We start from the raw sequence: 24,671 nt of genomic DNA on the forward strand, positions 1-24,671 counted from the left end.
GCCAGCTCCCGGATCGATCCCCAACGGATTGATAATTTGCGTACCAACCAAGACCGCGCTTTCATGCGGGCATGGGCACCAAGTCACGAGAGACCATCTACGGCGGCTCGGTCCGGGCATCGGCGGAGCGGGCTGCTGAGGCGCGCAAGGAAGCCGATCGGCTCGCCTGTGAGGCTTGGAATAAACGAATGCTCGGCTTTCAGGGACCGGCAGCGAGACTCGACCCGATGATGTGTGTGCTTTTCCGGTTCGTGGCTTCTTTCATGAAGACTATCCCCTGCAACAGCGCCGCCTGACGCAAGAGTGCCGTGATTTATACGGCAACCCGGGGCAACTACGGGCAAGTTATCTGCGGAAGACGTGAACACCGGATTTGAAATCTGAGGGCGGATCATCGTCGTCTGGGTGCCTCCACCGATACGGCGCAATCTCCCGCGTCTCGGTCAACTGGATCAAGTGCACGGGCGGCGCGTAACGGCCTTTGCAGCACGACCCGCATTTCAGTGACGCTCGAGCGAATAGACAAAAGGCCGGCCTTCGCAACTTGGTCCCAAGCCTCACATCAGTTTTGCTTGGTCAAATATTTCAGCATGGTGTTGCAGGCTTCCTCGGCCTCGGCGAAAGTATTGAAGGGCGAGCCGCCGATCTTGATCGCGCCACTGCCGTGATGAATGGGGCGCCATGACGCCACATAGCCAGGCCGCCCGCGAAAGCCGGGGCCGACGGGGCTCTCGTATGTGATCACGAACGAAAAGCCGTCGCTGCTCGTGCTCCAGATTTCCATGTCCTCGACGGCACGGTGGAATTGCAAGCCATCCGCAGTCATTCACCTGCCATTTTTCATCAAACTCTCCGCCCCGTGAAACCTCGGGACGGAAGCGCCCTGAGAGGTTCAGCACCGGGGTCGTCATCCGGCAGGACGAAATCGAAGCCCGCTGGACCGGGATCAGCTCCTGAGAGCGCGTGGCTTTCTTCTCGATGATGAACTTTCAGCGACAACTTCAATTCATGCGCTCTCGCTGAATTGGGCTCAGCAGACTGGCGTCCTGAAAGGAACTGCGTCATTTGCTCCTCCCACAGATAACCTCTCTCGCCAATGTATTAGAGCTGCCACGTCGCCGATAACGGCCTCACCTCTCGCTGGGCTCGATATCGGAAGGTACTCTGTAGACCGTTAGCCGAACACCAAAGTGATCTAAGCGCAACATTCTCTCGGGGGTAGAGTATGCCCTTCACGGAGTACTCCGTTTGTATCAGGCAAATCATTCCGAGTCAGTTGGAGCTCATTGTCTCGGGTACGACACGCATCAGACCGTCGTCCTCGATATCGTGCGACGGCCGAAAGCGACGCCGATCCACGAGCTGGAACGCTACCTGCGCTGCAAGGATTGCTCGGAGATCACCCAAGGTAAGATCGCTCCTATAATCCACCATCGTTGTGATGGCCTCCTCGGTTGCTAAAGCCTCTACGCGCCGCACACGACCGGTCAAAACCCACACCGCGTCCAGTTACGAAATGACGGGCACTACCCGCACCAATCCTCCCGGCGGGATGTCTGAGTGGCGGCTTTTTCTTCAATTCATTAACAGGCTGCTGGTGCTTCTGACGACCGACGAGGAGCGCGATGCCTGGATGCGCGCGCCGTGGGATGAGGCGAAGGGGCTGTAGCGGCCGCTGCTGGATGACGGGCTCAAGATCGTGATGCGCGGCGCGGAGAAAGAAGATCGGGCGGCGGTATAGACGAGGAGCGTGGTGATGGATGCCGAGCGGGGAAACGGAAAAAGGATGCTTCCATCAATAGAGGAGAAGGCGTCCGGATCGGCGTTATGCGTGCGATAAACCGCCAAAGTGAACTTGAAGTGAAACATTCGAAGGCGCTGCGAGTTACTCGGGTCCGTATGATCACGGTGTTTCAGACTGGAGCGTTGACTGCTGGCACATGTGTTGCACGATCAGGCTTGGCTGGGGATTTCAGGGCCCAGTGCAATAAACAACGCCGCCTAGCGAGCATATTCCGCTAGAGCGGCGTTGCGCTCTTGCATTCGATCCATCCGCTGATAAGCAGCGCCGCTGCGCTCGCGTTGTCATGAAACTTTTACCTCCGCCTGCTCGTATCTTAACGGCTGGCTATGGCCTCTGCCGTGGGGCAGAACAATTGATGTGGTCGGCAGGGGCCGCCTGAATTTCAGAGCAACGCGGGCGGCCCCACCGTGCCGGTCACCGGTCTGTTTGGGACAGCAGATGGAACGCACGCTGTCAGGACTGGAAAAGCAAGCTGCCGACGCACTGCGCCGGGCAAGACAGCTACCCGTCGGCGCGGCGCGCAACGATTTGCGGCAGCTCGCCATGGGGCTTCTCTGGCTGCATCGGAACGGTATGGACGCCTTAATGAACCAGCGCTCTGCAGCGCGAGCGCTGCCGAAGGCTGTCATCGAGCCGACCTCCCCAAAGGCCATGCCGGTGATCTTCACGACCGACGAAGAGCTCGACGTTTGCATGCGCGCGCCTTGGAACGAGACGAGGGCATGACGCGCTCAAGATGGTGATGCGGGAGCGGGCTAGGAGCATATGGAAATGTCAATGGGATGCATGCTGCCATGCCGTTTGTTTGCGAGAGCGATACGGCGCGGTATGTGGACGGGCAGCTATGTTGAGCCGTGGTTATATCGTGCTTGCATTAGGCAAGGCGGCAGGCCCACCGACTGTTCGGACGATGCTAGAGCGGTTTTCGGTTGATGTGAATCGGAACAGTAAGGGGGTTCCCAGAGGCGCGCAAATCAGATTCGAGTTGCTTTGACAGCAACGGCGAGGTCGCGCGATGGCGAAGGGATACTCGAAAGACCTCAGGGCGCGGGCGGTCGCGCTTGTCGAAGACGGCGAGAGCAGACGGGAAGCGGCGCGGGTGCTCGGTCTCGGCGCCTCGACCGCAATCCGCTGGATCGAGCGCTGGGCGACAACGGGCAGTGTAGCGGCATTGCCCGGCACGGGCCACAGCCGCTCGCCGCTCGAGGCGCATCGCCAATGGCTGCTTGATCTGGTCGCAGCGGAGCCGGACTTGACGCTCGAAGAGATTCGCGCGCGGCTCAAGTCCGAGAAGCGGCTGAAAACCGGTACGACCTCGGTCTGGCGCTTCTACGAACGCCACGACATCACGTTCAAAAAAACTCTGCACGCCGCCGAACAGGATCGTCCTGATGTCGCTGCAGCGCGTGCCGCGCTGAGGGTCGAGCAATCCAAGCTTGATGCGCCGCGCCTCGTCTTCATCGACGAGACGGCGGTTACGACCAAGATGGTCCGGCATCGCGGCCGCTCACCGCGTGGCGAGCGTCTCGTTGCGAGCGTGCCGCACGGCCACTGGAAGACGCTGACGCTCGTTGCCGCGCTGCGCATCAATGGCCTGACGGCGCCTTATGTCATTGACGGCGCGATGGATGGGCCATCGTTCCTCGCTTATGTTGAGCAGATCCTCGCGCCGACGCTGCGCAAAGGCGATATCGTATTCATGGATAACCTGCGCACCCACAAGATCGACGGCGTTCGCCAGGCGGTCGAAGCGGTCGGCGCCAAGGTGCGCTATTTGCCGGCCTACTCGCCCGACCTCAATCCGATCGAAATGGCATTCTCGAAGCTAAAGACAGCGCTGCGCAAGGGGGCCGCTCGCACCGTGACAACGCTGATGAAGCTGATCGGCAGGCTCATCAAGACATTTGCACCCGAGCAGTGCGCGAACTACTTTCGACATGCCGGATACGCGTAGTGACCCATATCAAGTGGAAAGCGCTCTAGTGCTCATCCCTAGCCGGTCGGCACTTCGGATTTGACTCACGGTGCGGCGGGTTTCTTTATTCGGCCTTTGCCGAGGCATTCCGTGCATTTTGGGGGAAAGATTTTACGGCCCGGCCGCGTTGGCTGTTTGATCTTCTGAAACCCCGTGCCATCGCAGGCGGGGCAAACAACCTCACTCAAAACTTCAAGCGGTCTTTTCATCGCGATCAATCACTAAAACAAAAGTTGAGATCATTTGCGCGAGAATAACGGCTAGTGGCAACAGCGCAACGAAACTTGCCTCTTAACCTAACCAGTCAACGTTACCGCCTCTGGGGTTGTCTGCGGAGAGACGGCGCGAACGTCACCTTGATCTACCCGTTCCAGCGATGTCCGATTTTGAGCGCATAACGGACTCAAGTCGGACATCGCGGCAGGTCCGAAAAAGTGCCAACATCGGACTCCTGCAGCAGCGCGGCAAAAGGCAATGCTTATTCAACGACCAAATCAGCCGTTGCGAGCAGCGCTTCGGGCACGCTCAGTCCAAGAGCCTTCGCGGTCTTGAGATTGATGACGAGTTCAAACTCGGTTGGCAACTCGACCGGCAGATCCTCCGGCTTTGCCCCCATGAGGATCCGGTCCACGTAATACGCGACCCTCTGCAGCAGCGCCGAGCCTTTCGGGCCATATGAGAGGCACATGCCAACCTTCGCGTACAACCTGTACTCGGTTGCAAAAGGAAGCTTGTTTGCGTTTCCATCATGGCGTCTTCGTATTGGCCTGCGAACCGCGCACGACCGTCATGGTCGCGGTATTTCGCGGACCGTCGGCCTCAAGGTGGTGACGCTGGAGCTTTGCTTTGGCGTCAAGGAACGCCGCATCGGCAGCCGCGTGACGCGCACTGAGGGTGTCGGCGCGACTACGCAGGCCCCCAAGTTCGGTTTCAAGTTTGTCCATAGGGGACTTTCGTCGGAAAAATGGTGCCATGCCGCAAGCCTATAAGGACTGAACAACGATTTGCGAAGACTGGAGCTGTGGTGCGCGCCACATGGAGCACCGATTGTTGTGGCGTGCGCCAAAACGAGTGGGCCGCTTCTCATCCATTGTGAAATTCTCACCAGGCGCTTCTTCCGGTATCCTTTCTGGAGGTGTATGGTTAAGTGCTGCTTTCTGGGAGCTGCCACAGCGGACGTGCCGAGGTCCCCATTTTTTAGCGGCAGCGTCAGAGCCACCGGCGGGCACTAAGCCTCAATAGGCCAACTACTTTTTTTGGCTGTTCTGCGGCACTCGATGCATCGAGTGCGCTTGCACACGCGTTTAGAGGAGATTTCAATGAACAAGCGGTTTGTAGTTACAGTTGTGTGTTCCAGTCTCGGCTTGATCGGCGCAACCGGATTTGCGCTGGCGGAAACGGTCGGGCGACTTGAATGCAGCGTTGTTGGCGCGGCAAGTCAGGACCCCATCGGTGACAAGGATGGGCATCGGATCGTCACGGTCCAATATTCTTGTGTTGGTATGGAGGGCCTGCTGAAAGGCGCGCTGTACTCAGGGTCTTCGACCAGTGAGTGGGATGGCCCTCAAGGAAAGTATTATTCTGGCGGCGGAACTATCCGGGCGGCCGGGGGGCTTGCGGTTACCCAACTCACCGAGGGTGCAGGGTCCACTATCATGAAGGATGGCAAGCCCGCCGGTACCGAGGCCTCTGGAAAAGGGCTGATCAAGTTCGCTTCCGGCACCCTTGCCGCACTATCAGGAAAGGCCGACAGATGGGAAGCCAAACCGGCAGGTTTTGGTCGATTTACCCTCGAAATTACGGGTGACGGCGAACCGGGGACTGTCGGCACGCGCCAGTAGCATCTACGGCGCAACGATGGCTTTCGTCAGCCATGGGGCGCGCCTGTCTTGAGTGAAGGTTGCAAACCGCTCATCTCAGGACAGGACGCCCCGTCAAGCTGCGTGTCATAGTACTTCGGAGCAATGGAGTGCCGCAGGCTTCGGCACCGCAGGAGGCTCCTGTGGCCGCGCCCACCCTTCATATTTTCGCGCCCGCTCCTCAGCGCTCTGACGCACATGCGGACCACGGCGGCGGTCGATCTTGCCCTGCTCAAGATCGTCGAGCAGCTCTAATTTGCCTACCATCCACCGGTTCGCAAATTTGATCCCAAGCGGGTGGTTCGTTCCGGAGGTCAGCTCGCACTGTTTGCGGATTTTTTCATCGGAGCATTCAGCAACGTCGGCAGCCTGCTCCAAATTCAACAGCTCACCACGGAGTATGCGAGCAACGACACTGCCTTCACTTTCGAGCTGACGCACGTGCTCGGCGAGCCGCCCAGCTTCGGCCCCGGTTGCGTTGGCTGTTTGATCTTCTGAAACCCCGTGCCATGGCAGGCGGGGCAAACAACCTCACTCAAAACTTCAAGCGGTCTTTTCATCGCGATTAATCATTAGAACAAAAGTTGAAATCATTTGCGCGAGAATAACGGCTAGTGGCAACAGCGCAACGAAACTCGCCTCTTAACCTAACCAGTCAACGTTACCGCCTCTGGGGTTGTCTGCGGAGAGACGGCGCGAATGTCACCTTGATCGACCCGTTCCACCGATGTCCGATTTTGAGCGCATAACGGACTCAAGTCGGACATCGCGGCAGGTCCGAAAAGTGCCAAGAATGGAAGCCAGTGAGGTTCATTCGATCAACTTATCGACACGGGCGAGCGCTGCGCGCCGACTGGTATTGCAAGCTCAAAAATGGAGCCGTCGGAGTCAGAATTGACCAGCCTCAATTTGCCCCCATGGTTTGCAACCAAGGTAGAAGAGATGGCGAGCCCCAATCCCATACCACCAGGTTTCGTCGTAAAGAACGGATCGAATATGCGCTCTCGCTCCTCGGCGGAAATTCCAGGTCCGGAGTCTTGGACCGACATCAATACTGTCGATTGACCGTCGAAACTGGTCTTAAGCCGCAGCCGTCGTGCTTCAGGGGGCGAGGAGGACATTGCATCGATAGCATTTCTGACGAGGTTCAAGAGTACTTGCTGGAGTTCCATGCCATCTATCTGCACCTCGGGAAGGTTGCCTTGAAACTCCGTAGTGACGGATATTTCGTTGATTTGAAGATCGTGTTTTAGCAATCTTAGTGCGAGCTGCCCCACTTCCTCAGCGCTTGTCAGAGCGCTTCGATGAATCGTCTTAGTTGTCATTTCGCGAATGTTCGAAATCATTGCATTCGCGCGATAGCTGTCGCCCTCTATGTCCGTAAGGATGTCTTCGATATCTTCCAGTTTGGGAGGATTCGACCGTAGTTGGCTGAGGGCCGTACTGGCATTAAGCGCGATGGCTGCCAATGGCGTTCTCAACTCATGGGCGATGGCGCTCGTGACAATCTCCACGCTTAAAAGCCGGTTGGTGCGTTCGCGTCGCTGCAAAGTGATGGCGCTGGCAAGTCGCGAATAGAGAAACATTGTTTCGATGAGCAACACGCCCAGCAACATGCAACTGCCCACCAGAACAAAGCAGCGAGCCGCGTACCAACCGATGGAAAATCGTACCGAGCTGCCGATGATCGCCACCAAGAAGTTTGGCGAGTAGGCAAGCAAAGTCAGCATCAACCATAGATCGAGGATTGTGCGTCTGCGAAATAGCAGCACGGCGAGCGCAATCAAACCCCATAACAAGAGCGCCACGTTGGCCTGATTGCCAAGGGGCGTCTGAAATCTGACCTCGGTGTAGAAACTCGGGAGATATTCCGCTTTCGTCGTCACGATCCAAATCAGTCCTGTTATCACCGCAAGTACGCAAGCAATGGTGATTGCAATGGCTGCTATTACCGCTCTGCCCGGTCTGGCGGCTCCCGTGGCATCCTTGGAGAGCGCATAGACAAGAATCGCTGCCGGAAACGTGGTGTGCCAAAGCACGTAAATCCAAGCTGGACTGTTAGGCCCATCACCGATCAGACCAGCGGGGGCGTACGCGCCCGGAAAGGCCAGCGTCTGTAGGAATGCGAACGAACCGCTGCAAATGTAACCGCTTGCGAGCGCGAGAAGAGCGCCCTGCGGCTGGATAGAATATTGAGCAAACAGAAGGGTTGCCGTGATAAAATCGACAATGGTCAAGGCTGTCTGCAAAACTGGAATGAAGGCATCCACCCGGCCCAACTGGATGCTCGCGAACGGTGCGATAACCGCCGCCGCGACGAACAAGAGGACCGCGACGCCGACGGCAATCGCCTTTTGCTGCCCAGTTGCGGGCATGTTTGCGATAATTAATGGGAGATCTTGTTCTTCTTTTCGAACTGAGTCCCCGGCTGCATCGTCCGGTAATGGGGCCGCTCGTTCGGCGCGCGGCCATGCTGCTGTCGCGCCGCCGATAAGTCTCTTGAACTGGCGCGACCTCATGGCACCCCCACGCATCATAATGCGGCATTGTAACCTTCCAAACGCCACACTTGGAAGGCGTCAGGAGCGGTCAGACGGAGCATCTTTGGAGGATTGCCGATGTCTGTAGTGGGTGTGCGCCGTGCAAAGGCGGCGGCGCTTTCCAGTGGGTGCAAGCCCCACCCGGCAATCGCTCCAGCCGGAAGCAATCGGAGCAGTCATGGAGGTAACGAAGTGGCTGAAGCCTTCGATTAGCGTGTCACGAATTGGTGACAGCGCGAGTGTGCAGGCCGTAACGCGAGTGAACGCCGAGCAATCCTCGAAAAGGACAATGCGCAGGTCGACCCGACAACCCTATCGGGGGAAGACTGATACGTCTGGATGAAATGAGCGAAGCGATACGTTCAGACGCTGCGCCGGGGTAGTGGCGGCGGCATGTACACAAGGAAAGCGTACGAAACACGGGAAGCCCCAAGGCGTGGTCCGCGATGACCAACCGGAAGCCCGTGAGGGACAGGCTGGGCGCCCTGGGGTGGCGGAGAGGTTCATAGTACCGCGGAAGCCGGGTAACTCCGGTGGAGGGAAGGGACCTCAGTTCAAGACAGACGCAATACGTGGTGAAGGACCTCGGAGATTGGGAAACCTAGTCAACTCCAATAAATGTCCAGAAGCTGCAGATGGCGTTGCACGCGAAAGCGTGAAGTCTTGTCCGAGAGCCGGATGCGGGAAATCTGCCTGTCCGGTTCGATGAGCGTTGCGCCTTGCAAGCGCGTTGAAGTCTGCCGTCTGCGATGACGGCCGCGGCAAAGCCTAGCGAGCAGCCGCGAACCGAGTCTTGCGTGGCGTCCGGTAACGGCCGTTGCGAAGCGTAGACAGGGAGGTTGTAGGCCGGAATGAAGTGAACGGGAAAATAGCCCCGAAATCGAACGTGATCGGAGTAGCCGACCCTGTCGCTCAAAGGGGAAGGCGGAATCGCAGGCCGCGACAACGCGAGCGGTCTGAGATGCTCCCGGGGTTCGTACCGCCAGCATGCAACCAAAGGAAGCAACGTGAACAAGGGAGATCCATCCGGTTCAGGCGCAAGCCTGTAGGACCTGCCAAGCCGAAGAGGCGAGAAGGGTCTGATGACCGGGTGGAAGTCAGACTGACTGGTAGTACTCCGAGGACGGGAGAGCCGGCTACATGGGGAAGCGGTCAGCGGTAGTTGAATTGTTCTTGGGCGACATGGGCTCCATTCAACGGGAGTTACGGCCTTCTACTCAGTGAGAAGATCAGCTGACCATGGAAACGAAACTTGAACAAATAGCAGTGAAAGCTCGACGCGAACCAAAACTCCGTTTCACGTCGCTGGCTCATCACATCACGCGCGATCGGGTGCGGAAGAATCTGTTGCAGATTCCGAAGCGGTCGGCCACTGGGGTGGATGGACAGACGGTGGAGACGGCGAAGAAGAGCTTCGATGGATGGATAGAGCCGATGCTCCAGTCCATTCACCGCCAAGGATATAGAGCGCCGGATATCCGGCGGGTCTATATCCCCAAACCCGGCAAGACGGAAAAGCGGCCACTTGGCGTGCCGACTGTCGCCGACCGGGCGCTCCAGCGCAGCACGGCCGAAGTGTTGTCTGCCATTTATGAGCAGGACTTTCTGCCCTGCTCATTCGGTGGCCGGCCAAAGCTCAGCGCTCATCATGCTCTGGCGACCCTCAATGAGGTCATCGCCGGCGGCAAGATGGGCTGGGTGCTGGAGGCGGATCTCAAGAACTTCTTCGGGAGTCTCAATCATGATTGGGTGCTCCGGTTCGTCGCGCATCGAGTCGGTGATCCACGCCTGATCAGTTTGATCCGGCGCTGGCTGAAAGCGGGTGTCTTAGAAGATGGAAAGGTCCATCCGAACGAGGAAGGAACACCGCAAGGGGGATCGATCAGCGTACTTTTGAGTAACCTCTATCTTCACTACGTGCTCGACCTCTGGTTCGAACGCGTGGTGAAGAGCCGGTTGCGGGGCGAAGCCCGGCTGGTGCGCTATATCGATGACTTTGTGATCTGCTTCCAATATCGATCGGACGCCATCCGTGTTCAGGACGCCTTACGCCTTCGGTTGGGAAAGTTCGGCCTCACTCTTGAGCCGACCAAGACCAAATTGGTTGAGTTTGGTCGGTTCGCGCAGCGACACGCAGGCAAACGCGGCAGAAAACGCCCGGAGACCATCTACTTCTTGGGTCTGACGCTGTATTGCACGCGAAACCAGAAGGGTAACTTCAAGGTTGGGATGCGCACCGAGAAATCTCGCTTGTGGCGCAGCCTTACGTCTCTGCAGGAGCTTATGCGGCAAATACGACATCACACGATCAGTGACCAGGTCGGCGAAATCAACGCCTTCCTACGCGGCCACTATGCCTATTACGGTGTCGCCGGGAATCTTCGGTGTCTCGTGAAGGTGTACCGCGCCGTGGAGCGTTACTGGCATCGGATGTTGCGCAGCCGCAGCTGGGCCGGACGAGCCCTCAACTGGAGCATGTTCAACCAGATCAACGAACGGACGCCGTTACTGAAACCAAAGCTGCGCCTCCCATATACGGAGTTGCAGGCTCTTGCAGTGCTGTGAATCAACTGTCGAAGAGCGTAGTGCGGCAAATCCGCATGCTACGTTCTGTGGGAGCCGGAGGCGGGCAACTGCCTCCGGCGACCCGGTGGATGTGGAAACGGAGCCATGGTGGAACCACTAAGGCACCGCCAGACGAAAGGGGCGGCAACAGATATGTTCTACCTAACACCACCGCGCCACATCTCGACTCTACCATCAGCGCCGTTTTGACCCTCTGCCGATCACTTCCGGTCTACTCCGATCAACGGACACTCCCGGAGTCTGTCGGCATGTCTTAAACGTGCCATGAGCGGTCGTCGAAGGCAGGGCACAAGCCCTAATGAAGTCTCATCTACATCAACGCCGATCCGGGTTCTCCTCGGCGGTGCATTTAGAACGATGTGATTTCGCCCACTCGTTCAACAAGATGCGCACGCGAGGGTGCGGGGTCAAACCGATCGGCGAAATATTGCGTTTCGTTGGCTACCAATCCTTCGCGGAATTCCATGATGCTCACCGCGTAGGATGGTACGCCGTCATAGGTAAGTACGAATTCAGTGACCCAGAGATCACCGCTGCCGATCATTCGCCGGACCGTAAACCGCTTCTTATTTGGCTGGACGGTTCGACTCTCCTGAATGTTGTGCCGACCGCGGATCCGCTCGCCCGATTGCGGATAATCAAGCACAGCATCCTCGCGGTAGATTTCATGTTCGACCTTGAAATCGCTCGCGTCCGAAGCATCCCAATGGCGCTGCAGCGCCACCCGCACGGTTCGATCGTCCATCTCAATCTCCGATCTACGGCACCGTAACGGCTTCAGGTCGCCTCTGGAAGAGGTCGCCCACGTCGTCCGGCAACCGACGCCGACGCCCGCTTCGGGTAAATCGCGCCAGTTTCACCATCGGCCAGTTACTTCCAATCTACCTCGGTGGTCTCAACCACCAGAGCTTACGAGTTCAGCGGCAAAAGTGCACTCCGCAGTATCGAGCTTGAAATCCCCATGAGTCCCGTGAAGGGATCATCCAGCTCCAAAACCAGAAAGATCGCGCCGGCAAACGACAGCGCGCATACAAACAGCGAGATCGTGACGACCATGTTCGCCCGCGCAAAGAGGGTGGCGCTCACAAAGATCGCGCTCAGCCAAAATACCATAATTACCAGAAAGGGCGTCGGAATTGAACTGCCGGCCTGCGTAAACAACTGCAGTCGCATTTGCGCGCCTTCCGTGAAAGCCGCAATAGCGCGAGACTGCAGGGAACGTTGCGTATCGTTGTTCGGCGATAGCCGTTCGAGCTCATCATAGAATGCCCACGCCTCCACGCTGGACTCGAAGCGAGCGGGTTTCCCGGTTGGGTTCGCTTGCTCGTGCCAAATCCGATCAGCCATCGGTGGTATGCTCTGCCGCAGGAGCTTTCGGACAGAGGTTGCTTCCGGTCCGTATTGCGTAATCAGATCGTCCAGAAGGATGACCGTTGCGGTCATCTGCCTGACCCGGTTTGTTTTCTGGTCGAACGTAGTTTTTGCGGATGCGATCAACAGACCCAGTACGAGTGCGGTCAGTGTGCCAATCAGGCCCGCGGTCAGCTTTACGACGTCTTTGGAGTCCGAGTGCAAGTGGTGTTCCGACAATAACGGCCGAACGGCCATCCCAGCCAGGGCGCCGCCAAATATCAGCGCGAACACAAGCAACGAAATCAATAGATTCATCATATTTGCGAATGCTCCACCAACTCGGTGACTATGCTGATCCTAGCTCCGATTGTGCGGGCTTGTCTAAAGACCCGTTCTTGAGACCAAGTTCAACCAGAACTGGACGAGGCGCGTACGTCGCGTATGGGTCAAAAGCTCTGTTTTGATCCCTGCCAGCCCCTTCCGGTCTACCCCGAACAACGGACGTTGTCAGACCGCCCCGGCATGTCTCAAAGGTGCCGATATTTTTGCAAAAGTTCTTCTGGGGTGGCGAACGAAAATTCTTAGAGCCGCTGATGCGCTTTATCGCTGCCGTCTCTGGAATACTGGATCGCCCGGTCAAGCAGGGCGACGACGAGTCGAGAGGGACTGCATCGAATCCGAAGCGACTGGCTCGCAATGACGGCATTCGACCGCCGCGAGCTAAGTCACAACAACACCGGCTGCTCCGCCGCGATTGCATCGCCGACGCTGATGCTGCCGCCGGTGATCACCTCGGCATAGATGCCGCACTCGTTGTGACCGAGCCGGCGCATCAGCGCCTGCGGGATGGCGAGGTCGCGCGCCGCGGTGTCGGGATCGACGTTGACGGCGGCGCAGCGGGTGATCCGTTTCACCACCTTGAGCCGCGCCTCGCCAATGGCGAGGGTCCGGTCGAGCAACTCGAATTCGTGCCACGCCGGCCAGCCCTCGACATAGAGGTTGGCGCGGAAGCGCAAGGGGTGCACGGGCTGTTCGACCATGTTCTCGATGGCGCGCAGGCTCGCCAGATTGATGATCGAGACGACCTTGCGGGCGACATCGGAAAAGCTGTGGCCCGGGCTGGTCAGGACCTTTGGCGGCCCCTTGATCGCCCCGGCAAAGGTCCGAGCGAAGAACTGCTCGATTGCGGCCCGGCCTTCGGCGGTTTCGAGATCGCCCTGGGCCGCGATGGCTCCGTTGCGGCGGATGGTCAGGATATGGCTCGCATCGTCGAAATGGGTCTGCAGCGCCGCCAGCCATTCATCCCGCTGCAGCATCAGGAAATGCGGTTTTGGCATCCATTTGGGCTCGGCCGGGTCGAAGCCGGAGGGGCCGTTTTCGATGGCGTAGCGGCGGTCGGAAAGCAGCGTCTGGCCGGCGCTCAGCGCGGCGCTCGGCAGCGGTTCCGGGGTCAGGCCTTTGACGGGATAGCGGTAGATACCGGCGATTTGCGCGGATGGGGCAGGGGACATGCGGCCTTTTAGGAGATTCCCGATCAGGGCGCCACCGCTCTCAAAATCGTGATCACGCCCCTTCCGTTTTCCCTGTCGATGCCCACATTTGCGTCAAGCCTGAAATGACGGCGACGACCACGGCCGGTTGAGGAATGTCAACGCGGTCAGTGGAAACCCAATGAAGATGCTGTCGCCATGCCTTAGGGGTGGTGCCGGCAGGCTGAGGGAACTCAACGATGAATATTGAAAAATATACCGAGCGGGCGCGCGGATTTATCCAGTCTGCGCAATCACTGGCCGTGCGCGACGGCCACCAGCAGTTCTCGCCGCTGCATATGCTCAAAGTGCTGCTGGACGACAGCGAGGGGCTTGCCGGGGGACTGATCGACCGCGCCGGCGGTAATTCCCGCGCCATCCTCAAGGCCACCGAGGACGCCCTCAACAAGCTGCCAAAAGTGTCCGGCAGCGGGGCCGGACAGGTTTACCTGGCGCCGGAGCTGGCGCGCGCGTTCGACGCCGCCGAGAAAGCCGCCGAAAAAGCCGGCGACAGCTTTGTCACCGTCGAACGGCTGCTGTTGGGCCTGGCGCTCGAAAAGGGCAGCGAGGCGGGCACCATTTTGAGCAAAGGCGGCGTCACGCCGCAAAACCTCAATGCGGCGATCGAGGCGCTGCGCAAGGGCCGCACCGCCGATTCGGCCACGGCCGAGAACGCCTATGACGCGCTGAAGAAATATGCCCGCGACCTGACCCAGGCCGCGCGCGAGGGCAAACTCGATCCGGTGATCGGCCGCGACGAGGAAATCCGCCGTACTATCCAAGTGCTTTCCCGGCGCACCAAGAACAATCCCGTGCTGATTGGCGAACCCGGCGTCGGCAAGACCGCGATCGCCGAAGGTCTGGCGCTGCGGATCGTCAACGGCGACGTACCGGAAAGCCTGAAGGACAAGAAGCTGCTGTCGCTCGATCTGGGTTCGCTGATTGCCGGCGCAAAGTACCGCGGCGAGTTCGAGGAGCGGTTGAAAGCCGTGCTGCAGGAAGTCACCTCCGCCGAAGGCTCGATCATCCTGTTCATCGACGAGATGCACACGCTGATCGGCGCCGGCAAGGCCGATGGCGCGATGGACGCCTCCAATCTCTTGAAGCCCGCGCTGGCGCGCGGCGAGCTGCATTGCATCGGCGCGACCACGCTCGACGAATATCGCAAGCATGTCGAAAAGGACGCCGCGCTGGCGCGCCGGTTCCAGCCGATCTTCGTTTCCGAGCCGACCGTCGAGGACACTATTTCGATTTTGCGCGGCCTGAAGGACAAATACGAACAGCATCACGGCGTGCGCATCACCGATTCCGCATTGGTGGCGGCGACCACGCTGTCGAACCGCTACATCACCGACCGCTTCCTGCCCGACAAGGCCATCGATTTGATGGACGAGGCGGCGGCGCGGCTGAAGATGCAGGTCGATTCCAAGCCCGAAGAGCTCGATTCGATGGACCGGGAAATCATCCGGCTCAAGATCGAGCAGGAGGCGCTGAAGAAGGAAAGCGATCCCGGCTCGAAAAGCCGGCTGCAGACGCTTGAGAGGGAGCTCGCCGAGCTCGAGGAGAAGTCGGCGGCCCTGACCTCGCGCTGGAGCGCGGAAAAGAACAAGCTCTCCAACGCCCAGAAGCTGAAGAGCGAACTCGACGGTTTGCGCATCGAACTCGCCAACGCGCAGCGCCGCGGCGAATTCCAGCGCGCGGGCGAACTGGCCTATGGCCGGATCCCCGAGTTGGAGAAGCGGCTCGCCGACATCGAAGCCAAGGAAAACCCCGGCGAGATGATGGAGGAGGCGGTCACCGCCAACCACATCGCGCAGGTGGTGTCGCGCTGGACTGGCGTTCCCGTCGACAAGATGCTGGAGGGCGAAAAGGACAAGCTCTTGAAGATGGAGGGCAGCCTCGGCCAGCGCGTGGTCGGCCAGGCCGAAGCCGTGCGTGCGGTGGCGACCGCCGTGCGTCGTTCCCGCGCCGGCCTGCAGGATCCGAACCGCCCGATGGGCTCGTTCATGTTCTTAGGCCCCACCGGCGTCGGCAAGACCGAGCTGACCAAGGCCCTGGCGGAGTATCTGTTCAATGACGAGACCGCGATGGTCCGTCTCGACATGTCCGAATACATGGAGAAGCATTCGGTGTCGCGGCTGATCGGCGCGCCTCCCGGCTATGTCGGCTATGACGAGGGCGGCGCGCTGACCGAAGCGGTGCGGCGGCGGCCCTATCAGGTGGTGCTGTTCGACGAGATCGAGAAGGCGCATCCGGACGTCTTCAACGTGCTGCTGCAGGTGCTCGACGACGGCCGCCTGACCGATGGCCAGGGCCGCACCGTCGACTTCCGCAATACGCTGATCATCATGACCTCGAATCTCGGTTCGGAGTTTCTGGTCAATCAGCCGGAAGGCGAGGACACTTCCGCGGTGCGCGAGCAGGTCATGGGCATGGTGCGGGCGCATTTCCGGCCCGAGTTCCTCAATCGCGTCGACGAGATCATCCTGTTCCACCGCCTGCAGAAGAGCGAGATGGGCCGGATCGTCGAGATCCAGTTCTCTCGGCTGCAGAAGCTGTTGGAAGAGCGCAAGATCACGCTGACGCTCGATGCGCCGGCACGCGACTGGCTGGCGGCCAAGGGCTGGGATCCCGCCTATGGCGCACGCCCCTTGAAACGGGTGATCCAGCGCAATCTGCAGGATCCGCTGGCCGAGATGATCCTCGCCGGCGAGGTCGCCGACGGCGACCGCGTCGTGATCTCGAGCGAAGGCAATGTGCTGACCTTCAACGGCAAGGCGCCGCAGACCGCCGAGATCGCGCAGTTCGAGGCCCCGGTGCCGAAGCGCAAGCTGAACTGAGATGGGCGGCCGGCGATGAGCCCGCGCTTGACCCTGGATGCCTAATGCCGGGGTGCATCAGGCCTCGCTGACGGCAGGTCCGGGTTCCTTGCCGTCCTCGTCGGCCTCGCTCTGCTCGATCTCCGCGAGGATATCGACGAGTTGGCGAACGCGACCGGTCGCCAGCGGCCGGCCGTCGTTCATCAGCGGTTCGTCGTTGGCGATCCAGGCCTGAGCCTCCGCCAATTCGTCCACCGTCGCGCCGGTGCCAATGATTTCGGCGATGGTCACATCGTCGACCGGGCCGATCGCTTTGATAACGTCGTCACGTGTGACGCGCTTCATGGCTTGTTATCCCTCAGCTGGCTCCGCCCGCCAGCGGCGGCGGGCGGAGAAACGTCGTGCCTCAGCTATGCGTGGTAAGCCGCGGCGGATGATGCGACGTGATCCAGAGTTCGATGGCCGCAAGCAGCGCCACGGCGGCGCCGATCACCACATGGACCGTCATCGCGTTGGTTCCCTGGAAGCCCAATACCCAGGGTGAAACCAGCGTCCACAATCCCACGATGAGGTTCAGCCATTCCTCCCACACAGCGAATGCCGCAAGTGCTCCGATGGCAAGCGCTGCAATCACGATGCCGGCGATGCTGGCGTTTTGCGAGGCTCGTCCAGCATCGAATCCGAATATCCAGGGCGACACGAACAGAACTGCGCCGAGGATCAAGTTCGCGACGTCACATAATTTTGCGTTCGTCCAGTTCTCCATGACAACCTCCATTGAGAAGGTCTCCCCGTAGGGAACAACGGGAGAACGACCGCGCCGGTTCCGCGGCCGCGCGATAAAAATTTAATGAAACCAGCGGCATGAGCGGGCGCTTTGCCCTGGCCGGTAGCCGGTGACCACCGGAAAAAGACAACCCCGGCGTGCTCCGGTGTAAGTGCGGTTGCAAATTCGGAGCCGCGATTTGCTGGCCTCTCGCGATGATGCGAGCGCTTGGTAGGCTGCTGTTCGATAACGCTGCTTTCGCCGCCACACCGCCCCGGGGCCCCGTCCAGTGGAAGCCGGGTCACGGGCACGCCGCCTGGTTCCCGCGCCTATTTTTTTGTGATTTTATAGATTGCGTTCTCGATATCCGACGAGAAGTAGATCGTGCCCGACATGCCGACGCCGACCCCGGTCGGGATGTTGGTCGGCAGGCCGCCCGGCGCACCGGCAAGCCCGATCGGCAGATTGCCGGCGATCTCGGTGACGGTGCCCGTCACCGGATCGACCTGGATGATGCGCTTGGCGCCGACTTCGGCCACGATCAATCGGCCGTCGAAGGCCAGCGCGATGCCCTCTGGCATCTTCAGGTCCTTGGCGAGGATGGTTTTCTCGCCATTGGCCTCGATTTTCGACACCTGTCCGGCAAAGGCTTCGGTGAGATAGACCGTGCCGCCGGCGCCTGCGACCAGTCCGACCGGTCCGGCGAGATCGCCGATGACGACCGTGCGGTCCTTGCCGTGTTCGCCGCTGACGCGCAGCAGCGATTTGCTGCCGAGCTCGTTGACCAGGAGGCTGCCGTCATCGAGCAGCACCGCGTCATGGGGCGCCTTGAAGCCATGCATCATCTCTTTGGTCTTGCCGGTCTTGCGGTCGATCACCTGGACCGTGCCGGTGAACCAGCTCGACAGGATCACGTTATCGCCCTTCGCGGTGGCGCTCATCGGATATTCCAGCGTCACGCCATCGGCATGCATGCGGGCGGGCTCGGAGACCTCGCCGGTGGTGCCATCGACGGTGCGGTAGGCGAACACGTCGGCGACATAGATGGTGTCCCTGTAGCCGTCGGAGACGACGCCGATGCCGCCGGGCAAGGCCAGCTTGCCTGATATGATCTGTTTGGCGGCGCCGGTCTCCGGATCGACCTCCTGGATTCCGTTGTCGGCCATGTTGGAGACGTAGATATGGTCCTGGTCGTCGATCGCGAGGTTGTCGAGCGACGGCTTGAGCTGGGCGACCACCTTCTTCGCGCCGGTTTTCGGATCGACCCGCACCAGCTGGCCAAGCGCGGTATCGACCACCCAGAGATTGCCTTTGGAATCGAAATTCACCGCCGCCGGGACCTTGAAGCCGTCCGCGACCACCGTCAGCTCGGCCTTGTCGACATCGACCTTTGCGACCTGGCCCTTGAACCATAGCGGGCCGTACAATAGGTCGTCCGGCCCGAATTCGAAGCCGTTGAGGCCGCCCATCTTCTCCATGATCTGGCGCGGCGGCTTCACGCCCTCGACGTCGATCTCGTAGAGGGTGTCGCCGAGGAAGACGGTGGAGGCGTAAAGCCGGCCGTCCTTGCGGTAAGCGAGCGAGTTGATCCCGGCCAGGCCGGACGCGAGTTTCTTGATCGGGCCGTCACCCTTGCGGGAGTAGAGATCGCCAGTGAGAAATCCGGTCCACGCCATGGTGCCGTCGGGCGCGAACGCGATGTCGTCCGCCATGCCTTCCGGCGTCGGGATTGCGATCTTGGCGGTGCCGGTGCCGCGATCGACCTCGTAAAGCGCGGCACCTGCGACGCTGCCAGCAAACAATCGCCCGGCCTTGTCGATTCCGAGGCCGTGCACGCCGTGAAACGCCGAGCCGGGAACGAGTTGGGTCACCACATAGGTCTGCGCCGAAGCGCTGCTGGCGCAAAAAACCGTCGCCGCGACAGCCGCACCAAGTGCAAGTCTGCTCGTCATGACGCTACCTCCCGTTGCTTATGGGAAACAGTATTCGTCCGGGATGCTCGTTTGGCAAACGAAACCTGCCGGAAAAGTCAGGCGCCGCAGCCATAAACCTGACATATGACGCCGCGCGAACGGCGTGGGATTTTCGGAAGATTCGATCGAAAAGGCTCAGCGATTGCTGACCTGCCGCACCGGCGCAGCGCCGGTGGCCTCGGAGACGCGCGCCGCGCCGCCGCGATTGCTCATCTGGGCATCGAGGCGATCGCGTTCCTTCTCGAAGCTTGCCATGACCGGTCCCTCGAGCGAACGGCCGCGCGGCAGTTTGACGCGCATCGGGTCGACGAACCGGCCGTTGACTAGAATTTCGTAGTGCACGTGGGGGCCGGTCGATTGCCCGGTCGAACCGACGAAGCCGATCACCTGGCCTTGCCGCACCCGCTTGCCGACTTCCATGCCCTTGGCGAAGGCCGACATGTGGCCGTAGGCGGTCTCGTAGCCGTTGTTGTGCTTCAGGCGGACATATTTGCCGTAGCCGCCTTCCGGTCCGACTTTCTCGACCACGCCGTTGCCGGACGCGAAAATCGGGGTGCCGTAGGCCGTGGCCCAGTCGACGCCGGTATGCATCTTGACGTAGCCCAGGATCGGATGGCGGCGGCCGCCGAAGCCCGAGCGCATGATCGCGTTGTTGACGGGCTTGCGGACCAGGAACTTCTTCGCGCTCTTGCCGGTCTCGTCATAGTAGTCGACCACCGAATCGTCGGGGGTCTGGAAACGGTAATATTTCTTGGTTTCCCCGCCGACGGTGAGTGCTGCAAACAGCACCTCGGTTTTTTCGGTGATGGTCGCGCCTTCGTCCTCGCCGGCGTAGAACACGTCGAAAGAATCGCCCGGCTGCACCTTGCGCTGGAAATCGACGTCGTAGGAATAGATGCGAATCATGTCCTCGATGACGCTCGTCGGCACCTTGTTGCGCATCGCGGTCTCGTAAATGCTTTGATAGAGCCGCACGCCGCTGCCGTCGTCATCATCGTCGTCGCTGTTGTCGGCGGTCTCGGTGACGGTGTTCATGCTCTGGACGTCGACGGCGACATATTTGCCAAGGTCGGACAAGGCGGCCACGGCTTCGATCGAGGTGTCGTTGGCGACGATCACGCGATAGGGCTGCAGCCGCGTACTGGGACCCGGCGCTGCCGGCGCCATCAGGATGCGGAGCTTCTGGCCTTCCTTCAAGCCGCCGTCGCGGCCGCGGGGGCCAAGCGTCGCCGCGATCGCCTTGGCCTCATCCGGCGTCGCGCCCTGATCGCGCAGGATCGAGGTGACGGTATCGCCCTTCTTGACGACGTGAACGCGCTCGCCGGATGGATTGCCGCCGGTCGCCTGTTCCTTGGTCTTCGGCAGCAGCGTGACGTTTTCCGGCACCACGCGGGTTTCGAAGCCGGCATAGGGGTCGGCGACGCTGCCTTCCGGGGCATAGGCCATCTTGAGGTCGGATTGAGAGCCGCTGGCGTCGGCCGTGGCATTCGCAAGGGCGGTATAGCGCACGCCGCCGGTGTTGCCGCGCCAGTTCGCGGCGTCGCGTACCCGCATCAACACTTCATCGAGCGCGACCACGGCGGCGAGTTTTGCCTTCGGCAGCACCGGTGCGAGGTCCTTGGTGACGAAGGAGACCTCGGCGTCGGGCTCGGCGGCCTCGTTCGGATCGTCGGAGGGGGCCGGCGTCTCGGCGCCGACGTCGGTCAGCATGCGCTGGGCATTGAAAGGCGGGATCTTGGCGCTGAGATCGCTGGTCGTCATCGACAGATTGCCGGAGATCCGGATGAACGGCCGCACCCGCATCACGTCGCGGTTGCCGACGCGGGTGACGGTGGACGCCCGCACCACATTGCGCGCGGCGGTCGACTCGCTGGGCGGCGGCAGGCGGTCGCTCTTGTGCAGGCTGACGGCTTTGTCGCTGCCGCTGAACGCGCCGCGCAGCGCGCCCTCGACGCGCTCCGGCACCTTGGCAAAGGTCATTTCGCCGTCCAGCGACGCAAAAACGGCGCCGCCGATCAGAGCTGCGCCGCACAGACCAGTCAGAATAGTGCCGCTAAACCATTGTACGGAGACACGGCGGCGATCGATCACCGCGGCCTCGGAGCCATCGACGGAAAGTGGCGGCTCGTGACCGAGATCAATGATCCCGGTCTCGCGTCCGTAGCCGCTCCCGCGTGACGCCCTCTGGCTCAACCCTGTATCCCCCCAAATTCCTTCAACATTCGACAAGACCTTTGCTCGTTCCTGACCCGGATTTGCCCTCCTAGGGGCGATCCCGGAGCATGGCGTGCCGCACGCATGGAGATTCGGGAATCAGAGGCCAGAAGAAGACCGGCCGGAGTCTCGAACGTCAATGGCGCGCAGATCTCTCGATATGTTTCGGCCGCGTGGGAAAGGCGACGGGTTCATGGAAGATCGCCTGTCCCTGGTAGATGAACACCGGCAGCCCCCACTGGCATCCGGCGCTTCCGTGCATACGTTATAGCCAGAACGTCGCAGGATTGTGGCTCAAGTACGGCGCAAAGTCCGCAAATATCTAGACTTCTTGGCGTCGAAAATTTCTTCCACACGATGCGACATTTTGTTGACGATGGCTGTTGACAGGTCCGATTGGGCGGGCCTATAACCCGGCCACTGAGCGCGGCGCTGCATTGGCCCAACGGCCAAGGCAGTCTTTCGCGCCCTTGATGCTCCTCATTCTGATGAGTGGATCAACAGCCGATAGAAATCGGTTGTTATTCGCCGTCGGATAAGGGTGTCGGAACTCCCTCAGGGGAGAGGGTCCCTCGGGTCCCGGGCTGTTTGACAAGTGAAGATGAAGAAAGAGAAACGTGGACGGCGGAGTCCTTGCGTGGTCTCGATTACTTGAAGACTTCGGTTTTCATTGATTGAGGCCGGACGAAAGACTTCGGCGGTACACGTTTACATAGGTTACACCATCGTCGTCCGCGATGTGAATCGCAGGCGATAAATATGGTGGGACCTCGTCAAACGTTGTGATCAGCCGGTTTGAAGTTTCAAGTCCAACTTGAGAGTTTGATCCTGGCTCAGAGCGAACGCTGGCGGCAGGCTTAACACATGCAAGTCGAGCGGGCGTAGCAATACGTCAGCGGCAGACGGGTGAGTAACGCGTGGGAACATACCTTTTGGTTCGGAACAACACAGGGAAACTTGTGCTAATACCGGATAAGCCCTTACGGGGAAAGATTTATCGCCGAAAGATTGGCCCGCGTCTGATTAGCTAGTTGGTGAGGTAACGGCTCACCAAGGCGACGATCAGTAGCTGGTCTGAGAGGATGATCAGCCACATTGGGACTGAGACACGGCCCAAACTCCTACGGGAGGCAGCAGTGGGGAATATTGGACAATGGGCGCAAGCCTGATCCAGCCATGCCGCGTGAGTGATGAAGGCCCTAGGGTTGTAAAGCTCTTTTGTGCGGGAAGATAATGACGGTACCGCAAGAATAAGCCCCGGCTAACTTCGTGCCAGCAGCCGCGGTAATACGAAGGGGGCTAGCGTTGCTCGGAATCACTGGGCGTAAAGGGTGCGTAGGCGGGTCTTTAAGTCAGGGGTGAAATCCTGGAGCTCAACTCCAGAACTGCCTTTGATACTGAAGATCTTGAGTTCGGGAGAGGTGAGTGGAACTGCGAGTGTAGAGGTGAAATTCGTAGATATTCGCAAGAACACCAGTGGCGAAGGCGGCTCACTGGCCCGATACTGACGCTGAGGCACGAAAGCGTGGGGAGCAAACAGGATTAGATACCCTGGTAGTCCACGCCGTAAACGATGAATGCCAGCCGTTAGTGGGTTTACTCACTAGTGGCGCAGCTAACGCTTTAAGCATTCCGCCTGGGGAGTACGGTCGCAAGATTAAAACTCAAAGGAATTGACGGGGGCCCGCACAAGCGGTGGAGCATGTGGTTTAATTCGACGCAACGCGCAGAACCTTACCAGCCCTTGACATCCCGGTCGCGGACTCCAGAGATGGAGTTCTTCAGTTCGGCTGGACCGGAGACAGGTGCTGCATGGCTGTCGTCAGCTCGTGTCGTGAGATGTTGGGTTAAGTCCCGCAACGAGCGCAACCCCCGTCCTTAGTTGCTACCATTTAGTTGAGCACTCTAAGGAGACTGCCGGTGATAAGCCGCGAGGAAGGTGGGGATGACGTCAAGTCCTCATGGCCCTTACGGGCTGGGCTACACACGTGCTACAATGGCGGTGACAATGGGACGCTAAGGGGCAACCCTTCGCAAATCTCAAAAAGCCGTCTCAGTTCGGATTGGGCTCTGCAACTCGAGCCCATGAAGTTGGAATCGCTAGTAATCGTGGATCAGCACGCCACGGTGAATACGTTCCCGGGCCTTGTACACACCGCCCGTCACACCATGGGAGTTGGTTTTACCTGAAGACGGTGCGCTAACCCGCAAGGGAGGCAGCCGGCCACGGTAGGGTCAGCGACTGGGGTGAAGTCGTAACAAGGTAGCCGTAGGGGAACCTGCGGCTGGATCACCTCCTTTCTAAGGATGATCCTTCAGATAGCTTCGGCCATCTATCGGATCGTTTTAGAAACATCAGTGGCCAACGATCGTCAGGATCGTTGAGCTGCATTGGCGGGATTTCGCCGTCTACGTTTCTCTTTCTTCGCGGACGAACACGCGCCAGGGGCTCAGCGCTTGTGCGATGCATCTGGTGCGAACCGGTGCGCGCAGGCATGCCTCTCGTGTTAGGGGCTTGTAGCTCAGTTGGTTAGAGCGCGCGCTTGATAAGCGTGAGGTCGGAAGTTCAAGTCTTCCCAGGCCCACCACCTTGATCGAGCGCATTGCGTCTCAAAGATCGACGTAAAGCATTCGTCTTCTGGTACGGGGCCATAGCTCAGCTGGGAGAGCGCGTGCTTTGCAAGCATGAGGTCGTCGGTTCGATCCCGTCTGGCTCCACCAGATGAGATCGAAGATCGACGAGCTGGCCTTTTGATCATCGTCCGCGAAACATCACTTCGCATGTCGTGTCCTCCGGGACGCGCGTGCGGGATTTCTGACATCGTAAAGAGGAGATCGATCCGAGTTTGGGATCTGCAAAGCAATTTGCAGGCCTCACTCATAATCTCCAGGTCATTTCGGCGCTCGTTCATCGCAAGATGAGCGAGTTGTAAATGATCTTTTTAGCGAAGCTTGACCGCCTCGCTATCGGTTCGATCTTACGAAGCAAGCTGGTCTTTCTAATCAATGTCCGGCCGCGCATAACATTCATCGAGGGTGTGCGCTTTGGGGTTTCGACCTCAAGGCAATTGTGCGGACTACATTCTGCCGAGTGTGTGGACATTGATAATGAGAGCAATCAAGTGCCTTAAGGGTGTTCGGTGGATGCCTTGGCGCTGAGAGGCGATGAAGGACGTGCTACGCTGCGATAAGCCGTGGGGAGCTGCGAAGAAGCTTTGATCCACGGATTTCCGAATGGGGAAACCCACCTTCG

General features: G+C 59.6%; 18 protein-coding genes, 2 tRNA genes and 2 rRNA genes (1 of these 22 running past the window's edge). 10 read left to right on the forward strand and 12 right to left on the reverse strand.

The window, feature by feature from the left end:
• Positions 1–562: 562 nt before the first annotated feature.
• The gene (locus tag V1289_RS29585; protein WP_334401145.1) at positions 563–826 is read right to left on the reverse strand and encodes a hypothetical protein; all 264 of its coding nucleotides are present in this window, start codon (positions 824–826) and stop codon (positions 563–565) included.
• Positions 827–1,575: 749 nt separating this feature from the next.
• Positions 1,576–1,869 carry a hypothetical protein gene (locus V1289_RS29590; protein ID WP_334401147.1) on the reverse strand — a complete coding sequence of 98 codons (294 nt, stop codon included), beginning with the start codon at positions 1,867–1,869 and terminating at the stop codon, positions 1,576–1,578.
• A gap of 373 nt (positions 1,870–2,242) precedes the next feature.
• Between V1289_RS29590 and V1289_RS29595 the strand changes: the two genes are divergently transcribed.
• Both V1289_RS29595 and V1289_RS29600 read left to right on the forward strand, forming a co-directional pair.
• Positions 2,243–2,530 carry a hypothetical protein gene (locus V1289_RS29595; protein ID WP_334401149.1) on the forward strand — a complete coding sequence of 96 codons (288 nt, stop codon included), beginning with the start codon at positions 2,243–2,245 and terminating at the stop codon, positions 2,528–2,530.
• Positions 2,531–2,819: 289 nt separating this feature from the next.
• Complete coding sequence (locus V1289_RS29600) at positions 2,820–3,758, forward strand: IS630 family transposase (protein ID WP_334397836.1); 939 nt, start codon at positions 2,820–2,822, stop codon at positions 3,756–3,758.
• A 499-nt stretch (positions 3,759–4,257) separates the two neighbouring features.
• Here the strand turns inward: V1289_RS29600 and V1289_RS29605 are convergent, their stop codons facing one another.
• Positions 4,258–4,485: an ABC transporter substrate binding protein gene (locus V1289_RS29605; protein WP_334401151.1), complete on the reverse strand. Its 228-nt coding sequence runs from the start codon at positions 4,483–4,485 to the stop codon at positions 4,258–4,260.
• Between V1289_RS29605 and V1289_RS29610 the strand changes: the two genes are divergently transcribed.
• Together V1289_RS29610 and V1289_RS29615 are read left to right on the forward strand one after the other, a co-directional pair.
• Complete coding sequence (locus V1289_RS29610) at positions 4,466–4,768, forward strand: hypothetical protein (protein ID WP_334408029.1); 303 nt, start codon at positions 4,466–4,468, stop codon at positions 4,766–4,768. The genes V1289_RS29605 and V1289_RS29610 overlap by 20 nt on opposite strands.
• 330 nt (positions 4,769–5,098) lie before the next feature.
• The gene (locus tag V1289_RS29615; RefSeq protein ID WP_334401153.1) at positions 5,099–5,620 is read left to right on the forward strand and encodes a hypothetical protein; all 522 of its coding nucleotides are present in this window, start codon (positions 5,099–5,101) and stop codon (positions 5,618–5,620) included.
• A 105-nt stretch (positions 5,621–5,725) separates the two neighbouring features.
• Here V1289_RS29615 and V1289_RS29620 read toward each other — a convergent pair whose 3' ends face one another.
• Positions 5,726–6,163, reverse strand: coding sequence for a hypothetical protein (locus tag V1289_RS29620; protein WP_334401155.1), 438 nt, complete (start codon positions 6,161–6,163; stop codon positions 5,726–5,728).
• A gap of 293 nt (positions 6,164–6,456) precedes the next feature.
• Positions 6,457–8,157 carry an MASE4 domain-containing protein gene (locus V1289_RS29625; protein WP_334401157.1) on the reverse strand — a complete coding sequence of 567 codons (1,701 nt, stop codon included), beginning with the start codon at positions 8,155–8,157 and terminating at the stop codon, positions 6,457–6,459.
• Between the two features lie 1,260 nt (positions 8,158–9,417).
• Here V1289_RS29625 and ltrA point away from each other — a divergent pair.
• Complete coding sequence (ltrA, locus tag V1289_RS29630) at positions 9,418–10,743, forward strand: group II intron reverse transcriptase/maturase (protein WP_334397564.1); 1,326 nt, start codon at positions 9,418–9,420, stop codon at positions 10,741–10,743.
• Between the two features lie 370 nt (positions 10,744–11,113).
• Here ltrA and V1289_RS29635 read toward each other — a convergent pair whose 3' ends face one another.
• From V1289_RS29635 to V1289_RS29645, 3 genes are all read right to left on the reverse strand, one after another.
• Positions 11,114–11,509: a nuclear transport factor 2 family protein gene (locus tag V1289_RS29635; RefSeq protein WP_334401159.1), complete on the reverse strand. Its 396-nt coding sequence runs from the start codon at positions 11,507–11,509 to the stop codon at positions 11,114–11,116.
• Positions 11,510–11,673: 164 nt separating this feature from the next.
• The gene (locus V1289_RS29640; protein WP_334401161.1) at positions 11,674–12,435 is read right to left on the reverse strand and encodes a bestrophin-like domain; all 762 of its coding nucleotides are present in this window, start codon (positions 12,433–12,435) and stop codon (positions 11,674–11,676) included.
• Positions 12,436–12,842: 407 nt separating this feature from the next.
• Complete coding sequence (locus V1289_RS29645; RefSeq protein ID WP_334401163.1) at positions 12,843–13,628, reverse strand: MOSC domain-containing protein; 786 nt, start codon at positions 13,626–13,628, stop codon at positions 12,843–12,845.
• 218 nt (positions 13,629–13,846) lie between these two features.
• Here V1289_RS29645 and clpB point away from each other — a divergent pair, with 218 nt between their 5' ends.
• The gene (clpB, locus tag V1289_RS29650; RefSeq protein WP_334401164.1) at positions 13,847–16,486 is read left to right on the forward strand and encodes an ATP-dependent chaperone ClpB; all 2,640 of its coding nucleotides are present in this window, start codon (positions 13,847–13,849) and stop codon (positions 16,484–16,486) included.
• A gap of 57 nt (positions 16,487–16,543) precedes the next feature.
• Here the strand turns inward: clpB and V1289_RS29655 are convergent, their stop codons facing one another.
• The 4 genes from V1289_RS29655 to V1289_RS29670 form a co-directional block, all read right to left on the reverse strand.
• Complete coding sequence (locus tag V1289_RS29655) at positions 16,544–16,810, reverse strand: hypothetical protein (protein WP_309182023.1); 267 nt, start codon at positions 16,808–16,810, stop codon at positions 16,544–16,546.
• Positions 16,811–16,871: 61 nt separating this feature from the next.
• Entirely contained in the window at positions 16,872–17,231 is a 360-nt protein-coding gene (locus tag V1289_RS29660; RefSeq protein WP_334401167.1) for an SPW repeat protein, read from the reverse strand.
• Between the two features lie 329 nt (positions 17,232–17,560).
• Positions 17,561–19,183, reverse strand: a complete 1,623-nt coding sequence (locus V1289_RS29665; RefSeq protein ID WP_334401168.1) for a hypothetical protein — start codon at positions 19,181–19,183, stop codon at positions 17,561–17,563.
• 156 nt (positions 19,184–19,339) lie between these two features.
• A complete protein-coding gene (locus tag V1289_RS29670; RefSeq protein ID WP_334401169.1) occupies positions 19,340–21,397 on the reverse strand; it encodes a M23 family metallopeptidase in 2,058 nt (685 codons plus the stop codon).
• Between the two features lie 831 nt (positions 21,398–22,228).
• On the opposite strand from V1289_RS29670, the gene V1289_RS29675 reads away from it, so the two are divergent.
• From V1289_RS29675 to V1289_RS29690, 4 genes are all read left to right on the forward strand, one after another.
• A 16S ribosomal RNA gene (locus tag V1289_RS29675) occupies positions 22,229–23,719 on the forward strand.
• Positions 23,720–23,929: 210 nt separating this feature from the next.
• A tRNA-Ile gene (locus V1289_RS29680) sits at positions 23,930–24,006 on the forward strand.
• A 57-nt stretch (positions 24,007–24,063) separates the two neighbouring features.
• Positions 24,064–24,139 (forward strand) — tRNA-Ala (locus V1289_RS29685).
• Positions 24,140–24,534: 395 nt separating this feature from the next.
• Positions 24,535–24,671, forward strand: a 23S ribosomal RNA gene (locus tag V1289_RS29690) (it continues 2,708 nt past the right edge of the window).
• The 16S and 23S rRNA genes sit together here with 2 tRNA genes alongside, the layout of an rRNA operon.

The sequence above is a fragment of the Bradyrhizobium sp. AZCC 2289 genome (assembly GCF_036924615.1).
Lineage (GTDB): Bacteria > Pseudomonadota > Alphaproteobacteria > Rhizobiales > Xanthobacteraceae > Bradyrhizobium.